The sequence below is a fragment of the Streptomyces sp. NPDC058637 genome (assembly GCF_042717325.1).
Taxonomy (GTDB): Bacteria; Actinomycetota; Actinomycetes; order Streptomycetales; family Streptomycetaceae; genus Streptomyces.
In genome coordinates this window covers 70,226-83,163 of record NZ_JBHXRD010000008.1, presented here as the reverse complement: position 1 = coordinate 83,163, position 12,938 = coordinate 70,226, and the positions used below count along the sequence as shown (strand labels likewise).

Below are 12,938 nucleotides of genomic sequence, written 5' to 3'. Positions count from 1 at the left end.
GAAAGGTGGCAGTGATGCTGTCGGCAAAGAGTCTGTTCCAGGAGATCCTCGACAACGACGAGTCCTTCCGGCTGTTCTGCTCCATCGCCGCGGGCGGGGAGTCCCAGGGCGGCTGGGAGAACGGCCGCATCGCCGCCCTCGTCCCCGCCGGTCTGCGCGAACTCGCTCCCAAGGTCGCCCGCCACGGAGCCGACGAGGACAAGCACGGCCGCATCTTCAACGCCCTGCTGAAGCAGCGTGGGCTGCGGCCGGTCGCGGTGCCCTACGAGACGGACTACACGCTGCTCCTGGAGCGCCAGGGCATCGGCCTCGCCCACGACCGCCTCAACCGCGAGGAACCGCTCACCGAGCGGGAGATCATCGTGTACCTGGCCCACAGCCGCGTCACCGAACAACGGGCCTCCGAGCAGATGCGGCTTCTGCTCAGGTACTTCGCCGACGACGCCGTCCTCGGCCGCGCGGTGAAGATGATCTCGCGCGACGAGGACAACCACCTCGCGTACTGCCACGAGGAACTGCTCCGCTTCGCCCGGGCCGGGCACGGCAGGACGATCCGGTCCGTCCTGCGCGAGTGCGCCCGCGCCGAGATCCGGGTCTACCGCGACGTCAGCCTCGCCGTGATGACGCACATGGGCCGGGTGCTGGGCTGGCCCCGCCCCAAGGCGGCCGTGCTGGCGGCGGGCATCCACGCGATGTACGCCTACGAGCGGCTGACCGGATGGCGGCGCATGGTGAGCCTCGCACCGCCGGCGCGGCGCAATGCCCTGGGCACCCCGGCGGTGGTCGAGGCGGAGGGGGAGTTCGCCTGACGCTCCTGGAGCCAGGTTCCAGGTTCCAGATCCGGGAGCCCGGAGCTCAGGCCCCGGGCGCTGCCGGGTCCGGTCACATCCAGCCGCGGCGCTTGAACAGGCGGTACAGGCCGAAGACCGCGCAGCCCATCAGCGCGACCACCACCGGATACGTCCACGCCCAGTGCAGCTCGGGCATGTGGTCGAAGTTCATGCCGTAGACACCGGCCACCATGGTCGGCACGGCGGCCATCGCGGCCCACGCCGAGATCTTCCGCATGTCGTCGTTCTGCCGCACCCCCATCTGCGCCAGATGCGCCGCCAGGATGTCCGACAGGAGCCGGTCCAGGCCCTCCACATGCTCGTTGGCGCGGATCAGGTGGTCGTTCACGTCCCGGAAGAACGGCTGCGACTGCCTTTCGACGAACGGGACGCCCGCGCTCGCGAGCCGGGCCATCGGCGCGCTCAGCGGACCCGTCGCCCGGCGGAACTCCAGCACCTGCCGCTTGAACGTGTAGATGCGCGCGGCGGTGTTCTTGGAGTCGCCGGATCCGCTGGGCGCGAACACCTCGGCCTCCAGCTCCTCAAGGTCGACCTGGAGCTCGGCCGCGACCTCGATGTAATGGTCCACCGCCGCGTCGCTGACCGCGTACAGCACCGACGTGGGGCCGTGCCTGAGCACCTCGGGCTCGGCCTCCAGACGGCGGCGTACCGCCGCGAGTGGCGCGCCCTCGCCGTGCCGGACCGTCACCACGAAGGAGTCACCTATGAAGATCATCAACTCGTCGGTGCTGACCCTGTCGCTCTCCTGCTCGTAGATCACCGGCTTGATGACGACGAACAGCGAGTCGTCGTAAATCTCCAGCTTGGGCCGCTGGTGCGCCCGCAGCGCGTCCTCCACCGCCAGCGGGTGGAGCCCGAACTCACTGCTGACCAGGTCGAATTCCTTCTCCGTGGGCTCGTGCAGCCCGATCCAGACGAACCCGTCCCCGGCGGCTCGCGCCTCGTCGAGGGCGTCGGAGAAGTCGGCGGGGCCGTCCGTACGGCGCCCGTCCCGGTAAATGCCACAGTCCACGATCACGCGCGCATTCTTCCCTGCCCCGGGCCTGCGTGCACCTGCGCCGTGCCCTCTACGCTGGCGGGTATGCCCACGCTCATCCTCGTACGCCACGGACGCTCGACCGCCAACACCTCCGGAGTGCTCGCGGGGCGGACCCCCGGGGTCGCCCTCGACGAACGCGGCGCCGGACAGGCCGCCGCGCTGCCCGGACGGCTGTCCGCCCTCACCCTCGTCGCGGCCGTCAGCAGTCCCCTGCAACGCTGCCGCGAGACGCTCCGGCCGCTGCTCGACGCCCGGCCCGGCCTCCCGCTGCACACCGAGGAACGGATCAGCGAATGCGACTACGGGGACTGGTCGGGGCGCAAGCTCGCGGAACTCTCCGACGAACCGCTGATGTCCGTCGTGCAGCAGCACCCCTCCGCCGCCGCCTTCCCCGGCGGTGAGTCCATGCGGGCCATGCAGGCCCGGGCCGTCGACGCCGTACGGGACTGGAACGCCCGGATCGAGGCGGAGCACGGGGACGACGCCACCTATCTGATGTGCTCGCACGGCGACATCATCAAGGCGCTCGTCGCCGACGCCCTCGGCATGCACCTCGACCTCTTCCAGCGCGTCCACGTGGACCCCTGCTCGGTCACCGCGATCCGTTACACGCGCCTGCGCCCGTTCCTCCTCCGCCTCGGCGACACCGGCGACTTCGCGTCGCTGGCCCCGCGTGAACAGGCCATCGGGGCCGACGCGACGGGGGACACCGCAACGGATGCGGCCGTAGGGGGCGGCGCTGGGGCACCGTGATCGCTCCGCGCAGTAGGGTGGACGCGCCGTAGAGGCCTTGTGGGGAAATCCTCCCGGGCCCCGGCAGCCCTCCATCCGCCCCCACATTCTCAAGGGAGACAGGACGTGTCCCGTCAGGTGTTCCTCTACGACCCCCCGGACCGTTTCGTGGCCGGTACGGTCGGGCTGCCTGGCCGCCGTACGTTTTTCCTGCAGGCGTCCTCGCGGGGACGGGTCACGAGCGTGGCCCTGGAGAAGACCCAGGTGGCCGCGCTGGCCGAACGGATCGACGAACTCCTCGACGAGGTCGTCCGGCGGACCGGCGGCAACTCACCGGTGCCCGCCGTGGCACCCATGGACGTCACCGACTCCGCCCCGCTCGACGCCCCCGTGGAGGAGGAGTTCAGGGTCGGCACGATGGCTCTCGCCTGGGACGGCGAGGAGCAGCGCATGATCGTCGAGGCGCAGGCCCTCGTCGAGCTGGACGCCGAGTCCGACGACGATCTCGCGGAGGCCGAGGAGCGACTCCTGCAGGACGAGGAGAACGGCCCGCCGATGCTGCGCGTCCGGCTGAGCGGCGCCCAGGCCAGGGCGTTCGCCAAGCGCGCCCTGGACGTCGTGAACGCCGGCCGGCCCCCGTGCCCGCTGTGCAGCCTGCCCCTCGACCCGGAAGGACACGTATGCCCGCGCCAGAACGGATACCGTCGCGGGGCCTGACGGAGGCCGGACTGCGCACCCTGCTCGCGGAGGGGGAGCTCACGGTCCTCGGACAGGTTCGGGGCGCGTCGAACGCGGTGCTCTACTGCACGGTCGCGTACGAGGGCGAGGAACGCCGCTGCGTCTACAAGCCGGTCGCCGGGGAGCAGCCGCTCTGGGACTTCCCGGACGGCACGCTCGCCCAGCGCGAGGTGGCGGCGTACGAGATCTCCGAGGCCACCGGGTGGGGGCTCGTGCCGCCCACGGTGCTGCGGGAGGGGCCCTACGGCCGGGGGATGTGCCAGCTGTGGATCGAGGCCGAGCCCGATGCCGAGGCGCCCGCGCACGGGCTGCCGCCGCTGCTCGCGCTGGTCGAGGACGAGGAGCCCGGGGACGGTTGGAAGGCCGTCGGGTTCGCCGAGGTGGGGGAGGGGAAGACCGCCCTGCTGGTGCACGCCGACGACTCGCGTCTGCGCAGGCTCGCGGTCCTGGACGCGGTGATCAACAACGGCGACCGCAAGGGCGGGCACCTGCTGCCCGCGCCGGGCGGCCGGCTGTACGGCATCGACCACGGGGTGACCTTCAACGCGGACGACAAGCTGCGGACCCTGCTGTGGGGCTGGGCCGGCGAACCGCTGACCCCGGAGGCCGTGGAGGTCCTGGCCCTGCTGTCCGCCGGTCTGGAGCCGGGTACGGCGCTCGCCACCCGGCTGGCGGACCTGATCACGACGGCGGAGCTCGACGCGCTGCGGGGACGGGTCGCCGGACTGCGGGAGGCCGGGCGCCATCCGCAGCCGAGCGGGGAGTGGCCGGCCATTCCGTGGCCCCCGGTGTGAATCACGCCTCTTGACCCCGGGGACGGGGCGGCGGGACCGAGGGGCGGGGGACGGGGGGACCGGGGAAACGGGTGGGCCTTAGGGGACGGGCGGCGACCGCGCAAGACCGCCTCTTCGGCCGTGATCTCCGGTCCGGTTCGTATCCGGAAGCATCATCCGGTTACGCTCATGACATGCATGCCTGGCCCGCTTCTGAGGTCCCCGCCCTGCCTGGCAAGGGCCGCGACCTTCGGATCCACGACACCGCGACCGGCGGACGGATCACCCTTGACCCCGGTCCCGTCGCCCGCATCTACGTCTGCGGCATCACGCCGTACGACGCGACCCATATGGGTCATGCGGCGACCTACAACGCGTTCGACCTCGTTCAGCGCGTGTGGCTCGACACCAAGCGGCAGGTTCACTACGTCCAGAACGTGACCGACGTGGATGATCCGCTGCTGGAGCGGGCCGTGCGCGACGGCGAGGACTGGACCGAGCTCGCGGAACGCGAGACGGCGCTCTTCCGGGAGGACATGACCGCCCTGCGCATGCTTCCGCCCCGGCACTACATCGGGGCGGTGGAGGCGATACCCGGCATCGTCCCGCTCGTCGAACGGCTCCGGGACGCGGGCGCGGCCTACGAGCTCGACGGGGACGTGTACTTCTCCGTCGAGTCCGACCCGCACTTCGGCGAGGTCTCCGGCCTCGACGCCGAGGCCATGCGACTGCTCTCCGCCGAACGCGGCGGCGACCCGGAGCGCCCCGGCAAGAAGAACCCGCTCGACCCGATGCTCTGGATGGCCGCCCGTGAGGGCGAGCCGAGCTGGGACGGAGCCACCCTCGGCCCCGGCCGCCCCGGCTGGCACATCGAGTGCGTGGCCATCGCGCTCGACCACCTCGGCATGGGCTTCGACGTCCAGGGAGGCGGCTCCGACCTCGCCTTCCCGCACCACGAGATGGGCGCCTCGCACGCCCACGCGCTGACCGGTGAGCACCCGTTCGCCCGCGCCTACGTGCACGCCGGCATGGTCGGCCTCAACGGCGAGAAGATGTCCAAGTCGAAGGGCAACCTCGTCTTCGTCTCGGCACTGCGCCGGGACGACGTGGACCCCGCGGCGATCAGGCTCGCGCTGCTCTCGCACCACTACCGGTCCGACTGGGAGTGGACCGACCAGGTGCTCGCCGACGCGGTCGAGCGCCTCGCACGGTGGCGCGCCGCCGTCTCCCGGCCGGACGGACTCCCCGCGGACGCCCTGGTCGAGGAGGTGCGGGAGGCCCTGGCCGACGATCTGGACGCCCCGGCCGCCCTCGCCGCCGTGGACCGCTGGGCCGCGGCGCAGACCGCCGAGGGCGGTACGGACGAGAGCGCGCCCGGCCTCGTCTCACGCACCGTCGACGCCCTGCTCGGTGTCGCCCTCTAGCCCGTATCCACCCCGTACGCGCGAACCGGCCCCTGACTTCACGGCGAAGTCCGGGGCCGGTCCGTGTGTCCGGGGCCGACGGACGCGGGCGTCAGTCCCCGGACGGGTTCTCGTCCGGCCCGGCGGGCGGGTCCTCGGGCGCGTCCCCCTCCTTCGGCCGGGGCGTCCCGGGCCGCTCGGCCTCCGGCCGCTGCGGCTTCGGCGGTCTCGTACGGCCGCTCGACGTGTCCCGCAGATACGGCACGTCGCCGCTCTCCGTGGCATGACCGCCGGGCGGCTGGCCCGGGCCCCCGACGTCACGGCGCCTGAGGTACCGCTCGAACTCCCGGGCGATGGCCTCGCCGGACGCCTCGGGCAGTTCCGCGGTGTCCCGCGCCTCCTCCAGCGTCTGCACGTACTCCGCGACCTCGCTGTCCTCGGCCGCCAGCTGATCCACGCCGAGCTGCCACGCGCGGGCGTCCTCGGGCAGTTCGCCCAGCGGGATCCGCAGCCCGAGCAGATCCTCGAGACGGTTCAGCAGGGCCAGCGTCGCCTTCGGGTTCGGCGGCTGCGACACGTAGTGCGGTACCGCCGCCCACAGACTCACCGCGGGAACCCCCGCATGCGTACAGGCTTCCTGGAGGATGCCGACGATGCCCGTCGGGCCCTCGTACCTGGTCTCCTCCAGATCCATCGTTCTGGCCAGATCGGGATCCGAGGTCACTCCGCTCACCGGCACCGGGCGGGTGTGCGGGGTGTCGCCCAGCAGCGCCCCCAGGATGACGACCATCTCGACGCCCAGCTCATGGGCGAAGCCCAGGATCTCGTTGCAGAACGAGCGCCAGCGCATGGAGGGTTCGATGCCGCGGACCAGCACCAGGTCCCGGGGCTTCTCCCCGCCGATACGGACCACGGAGAGTCGCGTGGTGGGCCACGTGATCTTGCGTACCCCACCGTCCAGCCACACCGTGGGCCGATTGACCTGGAAGTCGTAGTAGTCCTCGGCGTCGAGCGCCGCGAACACCTCGCCCTTCCATTCCCGGTCCAGATGTCCGACCGCTGTGGAGGCGGCGTCACCGGCGTCGTTCCAGCCTTCGAACGCGGCCACCATGACCGGGTCGATCAGCTCGGGTACCCCCTCGAGCTCGATCACCCAGGCCTCCTTCCGAAGTTCCCTTGTGTACGGACCAACCTTACGGCTTCCGTCCTACCCGGCCGCAGCCTGTTTGCATGCATGGGCGAACCGTGCCGGTCCTTGATTCATCCGAGCTGTACCGGGCCGGAAGTGATCGAATTTCCGCCGGACCCTGGACGACCGGCAGTGTCCGGGGCTATACATCGGATGACCAAGCAGAGGTCCGATGTTATTCCCCTGGGGGCGCACATGAGTCAGACCGTCACGGACTTCGAGGTTCACGACATCCGCTTTCCCACCTCGGAACAGCTCGACGGCTCCGACGCCATGAACACCGACCCCGACTACTCGGCCGCCTACGTCGTCCTGCGTACGGACGGTGCCGGTAGCGAAGGGCATGGTTTCTGCTTCACCATCGGCCGTGGCAACGACGTCATGGCCGCCGCCATCGGGACGCTCCGCGCCCATGTGGTCGGGCGCCCCGTACCGCGTGACGCAGCCGGTCTCGGCGCCCTGTACCGCGAGCTCACGCACGACTCCCAGCTGCGCTGGCTGGGGCCCGAGAAGGGCGTGATGCACATGGCGGCCGGCGCGGTCGTCAACGCCGCCTGGGACCTCGCGGCCAAGCTGGCGGGGCAGCCCGTCTGGCAGTTCCTCGCCGGGATGACGCCGCGGGAGCTCGTCTCCCTCGTCGACTTCCGCTACCTCACCGACGCGCTGACCCCCCAGGAGGCGCTCGCCCTGCTCCAGGACGCCGAGCCGGGCCGCGCGGAGCGCACCGAACGGCTGCTCGCCGAGGGCTACCCCGCCTACACGACCTCACCCGGCTGGCTCGGTTACGACGACGACAAACTCGTACGCCTGGCCAAGGAGGCGGTCGCGGACGGCTTCACGCAGATCAAGCTCAAGGTCGGCGCCGACCTGGACGACGACATCCGCAGACTCGCGCTCGCCCGCACCGCCGTCGGCCCCGGCATCCGCATCGCCGTCGACGCCAACCAGCGCTGGGACGTGGCCGCCGCGGTGGAGTGGATGCGCGCCCTCGCACCCTACGACCCGTACTGGATCGAGGAACCGACCAGCCCCGACGACGTGCTCGGGCACGCCGCCGTGCGGGCGGGGCAGCCCGTCAAGGTCGCCACCGGCGAGCACGTCGCCAACCGGGTCGTGTTCAAACAACTGCTCCAGGCCGGCGCGGTCGACTTCGTCCAGATCGACGCCGCCCGGGTCGCGGGCGTCAACGAGAACCTGGCGATCCTGCTGCTGGCCGCCAAGTACGGCGTCCCCGTCTGCCCGCACGCCGGAGGCGTCGGACTGTGCGAACTGGTGCAGCACCTCTCGATGTTCGACTACGTCGCGGTCTCCGGCAGCCGGGAGGACCGGGTCATCGAGTACGTCGACCACCTCCACGAGCACTTCGCCGATCCGGCCGTCATCGAGGACGGCCACTACGTCACCCCCCGCACACCCGGCTTCTCCGCCCGCATGCTCCCGGACTCGATCGCCGCCCACATCTACCCGCAGGGCCCCGTATGGCAGGCCCGCCTCCACACCGAGGAGACCGACCGATGACCGGTACACAGGATTTCGACGGGCTGTCCGCCCTGGTGACGGGCGGCGCGTCCGGCATCGGGGCCGCCGTGGCGGCACTGCTGCTCGCCCGCGGGGCACGTGTCGCCGTGCTCGACCGCGAGACGCGGGGCGCCCCCGCCGGGGTGCTCGCGATCGAGGCCGACGTGACGGACGACGCCGCCGTACGGAACGCCGTCGACCTGGCCGCCGTCGAACTGGGCGGCCTGCACACCCTCGTGTCCAACGCCGGGATCGGCTCCGTCGGCACCGTCGAGGACAACGCGGACGAGGAGTGGACCCGCGTCCTGGACGTCAACGTCCTCGGCATGGTCCGCGCCGCCCGCCATGCCCTGCCCCATCTGCGCCGGGCCGCGCCCGGGCGCCCCGGCGCCGTGTCGATCACCCAGACCTGCTCCATCGCCGCCACCGCGGGACTCCCGCAGCGCGCCCTCTACAGCGCGAGCAAGGGCGCGGTGCTCTCACTGACCCTCGCCATGGCCGCCGACCACGTCCGCGAGGGCATCCGCGTCAACTGCGTCAACCCCGGCACCGCCGACACCCCGTGGATCGGCCGGCTGCTCGGACAGGCCGAGGACCCGGCCGCCGAACGCGCCGCCCTCGACGCCCGCCAGCCGCTGGGACGGCTGGTCTCCGCCGACGAGGTCGCCGCCGCCGTCGTCTATCTGGCGAGCCCGGCGGCCGCGTCCGTCACCGGCACCGCGCTCGCGGTCGACGGCGGGATGCAGGGCCTGCGACTGCGCCCCGCCCGCTGACCTGCGGCGGAGGACATCCCGCCGCCGGTCTGTGCGGGTCGAGCTGTGTGGGTCGACCCGCGCGCCGTCGATCCGTACCTGCCGACCCGTGCCCGTCACAGGGTCGAGCGCAGCCACTGCTCCACGCTCGCCACATGCACCGTCGCCCAGGACCGGGCCGCCTCCGCGTCCCGGTCCCGCAGGGCCGCGAGGATCGCCCGGTGTTCGCGCAGCGTCCGGGTCACCGCGTCCTCCTGGGTCAGCCCGCGCCAGACCCTGGCCCGGGTGGTCGGCCCGGACAGGCCGTCGAGCAGAGAGCACAGGACCGAATTGCCGGAGGACCGGACGATCCCACGGTGGAACTCCAGATCGCAGGAGACCAGTTCCTCGACCGAAGGAGCATCGCCCAGGGCGTCCAGCTGCGCGTCCAGCACGTCCAGCTGCGCCTCCTCGATGCGGAGTGCGGCCATCGCCGTGGCGGCGGGCTCCAGGATCCGGCGCACCGCCAGGAACTCCAGCACCGTGTCGTCACGGTGGAAGTCCACCACGAAGCTCAGTGCCTCCAGCAGGAGCTGAGGATCGAGGCTGGTGACATAGGTGCCGTCGCCCTGGCGTACGTCGAGGATCCGGATCAGCGACAGCGCGCGTACCGCCTCGCGCAGGGAGTTACGGGAAAGACCCAGGTCGGAGGCGAGTTCGCTCTCCTTGGGAAGCCGGTCGCCGGGCCCCAGAGCGCCCGAGACGATCATTCCCTTGATCTTCTCGATCGCTTCGTCGGTGACGGCCATGTGGGGCCTCCTCGCGCACAAGACATCCGATGTATGGGCTCATTATGCGGCCCCCGCCCGGTGCTTCGGCCCCCAGGCCACTCACAGGCTCCGCGCACGCTCCACGAGGAGCCGGCGCAGTTCACGCGCCGCGCGCCTGCCTGCGGCGCCGGGGCGCCGGGAGAACGGCGGCGCCCGCGTCCCCGAGCGGCCGGCACACGATCGTGCCGCTGCGCTCCGGGGAGTCGCCGGGCGCGAGACCGAAGCCGCCAGCACGGAGCGCCGCCGCTCCAGGAGATCCACCCCGGCCCGCGGCCTCTGGGCCCACCCGGACAGGCAGGCCGGCCCCGCCCAAGCCCCCTTCGCCGAGGCCCGGGCCGGGGCCGGATCCAGGGCCCCGGACGGGACCTGGAGCCCGGACAGCCGGACCCGGCTCCCCGCACGGACGGCCCGGCGCTCCGGCCCTCCGCGCGGGGAGCGGGACGTCGGTCAGGCGAGGCCGAGGTGGCCGCGCAGGGTCCGCGCGGTGTACTCGGTGCGGAAGAGCCCGCGTCGTTGCAGGACGGGCACCAGACCGGCTGTGATCCGGTCCAGGTCGTCGGGGAGCACGGCCGGCCGCAGCCGGAATCCGTCGGCGCCCCCTTCGCGGAACCACTCCTCCAGGAGGTCCGCCAGTCCCTCCGGCGTGCCGGTGAAGATCGCCGCGTCCGAGGTGAAGGCGGTGCCCGCGGACTCGTCGAGCCGGGCCTTGCGCTCCTCGGCGGCCTCCTGACCGGCGCCCAGCACGACGTTGACGTCGGCGAACACGCGGATCGCCCCCGCCGGCCGTCCCGCCTCCTCCCGCAGGGCCTCGACCTCCTTCCGGATGGCGAGGAGCCCGGACGTGTCCTGGGGGGTCACGAAGACGACGTCCGCGTGGGCGGCGGCCAGCCGGTAGGGGACCGTGGCGTGTGCGAGCAGCGTGACCGGAGGACTGCTCTGCACGGGGTGGACCGCCGTCCCCCAGGCCGCGGTCGCGGCCGTCAGGAACTCGTCGGCCCGCGCGAACAGTTCACGTATCCGCCGGTCGCCCTCGGGGGTCCCGAGCAGAGCCACCAGCCGGGCGTGTTCGGGGTTGCTCGTCGACGCCCGTGGCCGTACCCCCGCCCGTCCCGCGCTCACGTGGTCGAGCGTCGCGATCCGCGTCGCCCACGTCTCGGGGTCGCCCGTCGTCGGGCCCAGGGGAACGAGCCCGATCAGATCGGTGGCGGTGGCCGCGAGCGCGAGCAGCAGGGCGGAGTCGAGCCGTCCGGGGCCGTCCTCCACGGTGACGAAGTCCAGCAGCCCCGCCTCGGCGCTCCGCACCAGTGACGTGTACTGCTCCGGCGTGAACGGCCGTGCGGGAGCGGCGGGATGGGACCCGGCGCCGTCGAGAGCCGCCGACAGATGAAATCCCTCTTGTAAGGTCATCCGTCCACTGTCCTCTCATCGCATTGCGCGCGTGTGGCTTTGGTGTGGCACGGCGCGGGCGCACGCGTGGGGGCGGCTCCCCGGAGCCGCCCCCACGTCCCGTACGGAGTGTCAGCGCCGGTCCGCCAGCACGTCCTCGACCTCGGCCCGGATCTCGTCCGTCGCCAGGCCACGGATCGTCAGCGTCGTCCGGCGGCGCAGCACGTCGTCCGCCGTCTCGGCCCACTCGCGGTCGCGGGCGTACGCCACCTGTGCCCAGATCTCCGGGGCGTCCGGGTGGATCCGGGCCGCCAGCGCCGGGTTCTCGTTCGCCAGCCGCGCGATGTCGAAGGAGAGCGAGCCGTAGTGGGTGGCGAGGTGCCGTGCCGTGTCGGCGGCCATCCGCGGACCCGGTGTGCCGCCGTCGACCATCAGCCGGTGCGCGACCGCGTTCGGGTTCGCGATACCGGGCAGCGGCAGCTTCCGCGGCAGCCGTGACATCGGCTCCATGTCCTCGGCGAGCGGGTGCCCGGGGAGCGCCGCCAGCTTGTTCATCACCGTGCGGCCGATGTGGCGGAACGTCGTCCACTTGCCGCCCGCGACCGACAGCATGCCACCGCGGCCCTCGGTCACGACCGTCTCGCGCTTGGCCTTCGAGGTGCCCCCCGGACCGCCCGGCAGCACCCGAAGCCCCGCGAAGGAGTACGTGATCAGGTCCCGGGACAGCTGCTGGTCCCGGACGGAGAACGCCGCCTCGTCCAGGATCTGCGCCGTGTCCTTCTCGGTGACCGCGACATCGGCCGGGTCACCCTCGTACTCCTCGTCGGTCGTACCGAGCAGCAGCATGTCCTCCCACGGCAGGGCGAACGTGATGCGGTACTTGTCGATCGGCGTCGCCAGCGCAGCCTTCCACGGACGGGTGCGCCTGAGGACCAGGTGCGCGCCCTTGGACAGCCGGATGGACGGAGCCGCGTCCGGGTTCTCCATCTTCCGCAGGTGATCGACCCACGGGCCGGTGGCGTTCAGCACGAGGCGGGCGTTCACGCCGAACTCCGTACCGTCCTGACGGTCCTCCAGCTCGGCGCCGGTGACCCGGCCCCGGGTGAAGCGCAGCCCGGTGACGGCGGCGTGGTTGAGGACGACGGCACCGGCGTCGACGGCCGCACGGACCGTCATCAGCGCCATCCGGGCGTCGTTCATCTGGTCGTCGCCGTAGACCGCGACGGCCTTGAGGTTGTCCGTGCGCAGCTCGGGCACGTCGCGCTGCGCACGGGCAGGGCTGATCACATGGCCGACGCCGTCACCGAACGCGGACAGCGCCGAGTACGCGAAGACGCCCGCGCCGAGCTTGGCCGCACCGTGCGGCCCGCCCTTGTAGACCGGCAGGTAGAAGGTGAGCGGATTGGCCAGGTGGGGTGCGACCTGACGGGACACCGCGCGCCGCTCGAAGTGGTTCTCCGCGACCAGCTTGACCGCGCCGGTCTGCAGGTAACGCAGACCGCCGTGGAGGAGCTTGGAGGAGGCGGAGGAGGTGGCGCCGGCGAAGTCGCCGGCATCCACGAGGGCCACCCGCAGGCCGGACTGCGCGGCGTGCCAGGCGGTGGAGATGCCCAGGATGCCGCCACCGATCACCAGGAGGTCGTACGTCGCCTTGGAAAGCTGCTCCCGGGTTTCGGCGCGGCTCGGGAGGGAGCCGGAGGCCGGATGCGTCCCGAGGGCGGGGACGCTCTGCAGGGTGGTCATATCGA

12 protein-coding genes are annotated in these 12,938 nt (G+C 72.1%); 7 read left to right on the top strand and 5 right to left on the bottom strand.

Going from position 1 to position 12,938, the window contains the following annotated elements; genetic code table 11:
* Nucleotides 1-14 precede the first annotated feature (14 nt).
* A complete protein-coding gene (locus ACFWVP_RS10215; protein WP_384495270.1) occupies nt 15-809 on the top strand; it encodes a ferritin-like domain-containing protein in 795 nt (264 codons plus the stop codon).
* Nucleotides 810-882: 73 nt separating this feature from the next.
* On the opposite strand, the gene corA is transcribed toward ACFWVP_RS10215, so the two are convergent.
* Nucleotides 883-1,869, bottom strand: a complete 987-nt coding sequence (gene corA, locus ACFWVP_RS10210) for a magnesium/cobalt transporter CorA (protein ID WP_384495268.1) — start codon at nt 1,867-1,869, stop codon at nt 883-885.
* Nucleotides 1,870-1,932: 63 nt separating this feature from the next.
* On the opposite strand from corA, the gene ACFWVP_RS10205 reads away from it, so the two are divergent.
* The 4 genes from ACFWVP_RS10205 to mshC all read left to right on the top strand — a co-directional run bounded on the left by ACFWVP_RS10205 (nt 1,933) and on the right by mshC (nt 5,557).
* Complete coding sequence (locus tag ACFWVP_RS10205) at nt 1,933-2,643, top strand: histidine phosphatase family protein (RefSeq protein WP_384495267.1); 711 nt, start codon at nt 1,933-1,935, stop codon at nt 2,641-2,643.
* A 105-nt stretch (nt 2,644-2,748) separates the two neighbouring features.
* Nucleotides 2,749-3,339: a DUF3090 domain-containing protein gene (locus ACFWVP_RS10200; protein WP_384495265.1), complete on the top strand. Its 591-nt coding sequence runs from the start codon at nt 2,749-2,751 to the stop codon at nt 3,337-3,339.
* On the top strand, nt 3,303-4,154 hold the full coding sequence (locus tag ACFWVP_RS10195; protein ID WP_384495263.1) for an SCO1664 family protein: 852 nt from the start codon (nt 3,303-3,305) through the stop codon (nt 4,152-4,154). Before ACFWVP_RS10200 ends, ACFWVP_RS10195 begins: the two co-directional genes overlap by 37 nt.
* 173 nt (nt 4,155-4,327) lie before the next feature.
* Nucleotides 4,328-5,557 carry a cysteine--1-D-myo-inosityl 2-amino-2-deoxy-alpha-D-glucopyranoside ligase gene (mshC, locus tag ACFWVP_RS10190; RefSeq protein ID WP_384495262.1) on the top strand — a complete coding sequence of 410 codons (1,230 nt, stop codon included), beginning with the start codon at nt 4,328-4,330 and terminating at the stop codon, nt 5,555-5,557.
* Between the two features lie 91 nt (nt 5,558-5,648).
* Here the strand turns inward: mshC and ACFWVP_RS10185 are convergent, their stop codons facing one another.
* A complete protein-coding gene (locus ACFWVP_RS10185; protein ID WP_384495261.1) occupies nt 5,649-6,689 on the bottom strand; it encodes a PAC2 family protein in 1,041 nt (346 codons plus the stop codon).
* A gap of 231 nt (nt 6,690-6,920) precedes the next feature.
* Here ACFWVP_RS10185 and ACFWVP_RS10180 point away from each other — a divergent pair, with 231 nt between their 5' ends.
* Both ACFWVP_RS10180 and ACFWVP_RS10175 read left to right on the top strand, forming a co-directional pair.
* Nucleotides 6,921-8,243, top strand: coding sequence for an L-fuconate dehydratase (locus ACFWVP_RS10180; protein ID WP_384495259.1), 1,323 nt, complete (start codon nt 6,921-6,923; stop codon nt 8,241-8,243).
* Nucleotides 8,240-9,016 (top strand): SDR family NAD(P)-dependent oxidoreductase, encoded by a 777-nt coding sequence (locus ACFWVP_RS10175; RefSeq protein WP_384495258.1) that lies wholly within the window; start codon nt 8,240-8,242, stop codon nt 9,014-9,016. The genes ACFWVP_RS10180 and ACFWVP_RS10175 overlap by 4 nt, the downstream gene beginning before the upstream one ends.
* A gap of 95 nt (nt 9,017-9,111) precedes the next feature.
* Here ACFWVP_RS10175 and ACFWVP_RS10170 read toward each other — a convergent pair whose 3' ends face one another.
* From ACFWVP_RS10170 to ACFWVP_RS10160, 3 genes are all read right to left on the bottom strand, one after another.
* Nucleotides 9,112-9,783, bottom strand: a complete 672-nt coding sequence (locus ACFWVP_RS10170; protein ID WP_384495257.1) for a FadR/GntR family transcriptional regulator — start codon at nt 9,781-9,783, stop codon at nt 9,112-9,114.
* Between the two features lie 468 nt (nt 9,784-10,251).
* Entirely contained in the window at nt 10,252-11,211 is a 960-nt protein-coding gene (locus ACFWVP_RS10165; protein ID WP_384495255.1) for an LLM class flavin-dependent oxidoreductase, read from the bottom strand.
* A 111-nt stretch (nt 11,212-11,322) separates the two neighbouring features.
* The gene (locus tag ACFWVP_RS10160; protein WP_384495253.1) at nt 11,323-12,933 is read right to left on the bottom strand and encodes an FAD-dependent oxidoreductase; all 1,611 of its coding nucleotides are present in this window, start codon (nt 12,931-12,933) and stop codon (nt 11,323-11,325) included.
* Nucleotides 12,934-12,938 lie beyond the last annotated feature (5 nt).

Bases quoted from the DNA above. Each gene is read 5' to 3' on its own strand.
- ACFWVP_RS10215 (WP_384495270.1), top strand. From the start codon at position 15: ATGCTGTCGGCAAAGAGTCTGTTCCAGGAGATCCTCGACAACGACGAG.
- ACFWVP_RS10205 (WP_384495267.1), top strand. From the start codon at position 1,933: ATGCCCACGCTCATCCTCGTACGCCACGGACGCTCGACCGCCAACACC.
- ACFWVP_RS10195 (WP_384495263.1), top strand. From the start codon at position 3,303: ATGCCCGCGCCAGAACGGATACCGTCGCGGGGCCTGACGGAGGCCGGA.
- mshC (WP_384495262.1), top strand. From the start codon at position 4,328: ATGCATGCCTGGCCCGCTTCTGAGGTCCCCGCCCTGCCTGGCAAGGGC.
- ACFWVP_RS10180 (WP_384495259.1), top strand. From the start codon at position 6,921: ATGAGTCAGACCGTCACGGACTTCGAGGTTCACGACATCCGCTTTCCC.
- ACFWVP_RS10175 (WP_384495258.1), top strand. From the start codon at position 8,240: ATGACCGGTACACAGGATTTCGACGGGCTGTCCGCCCTGGTGACGGGC.
- ACFWVP_RS10170 (WP_384495257.1), bottom strand. From the start codon at position 9,783: ATGGCCGTCACCGACGAAGCGATCGAGAAGATCAAGGGAATGATCGTC.
- ACFWVP_RS10165 (WP_384495255.1), bottom strand. From the start codon at position 11,211: ATGACCTTACAAGAGGGATTTCATCTGTCGGCGGCTCTCGACGGCGCC.
- ACFWVP_RS10160 (WP_384495253.1), bottom strand. From the start codon at position 12,933: ATGACCACCCTGCAGAGCGTCCCCGCCCTCGGGACGCATCCGGCCTCC.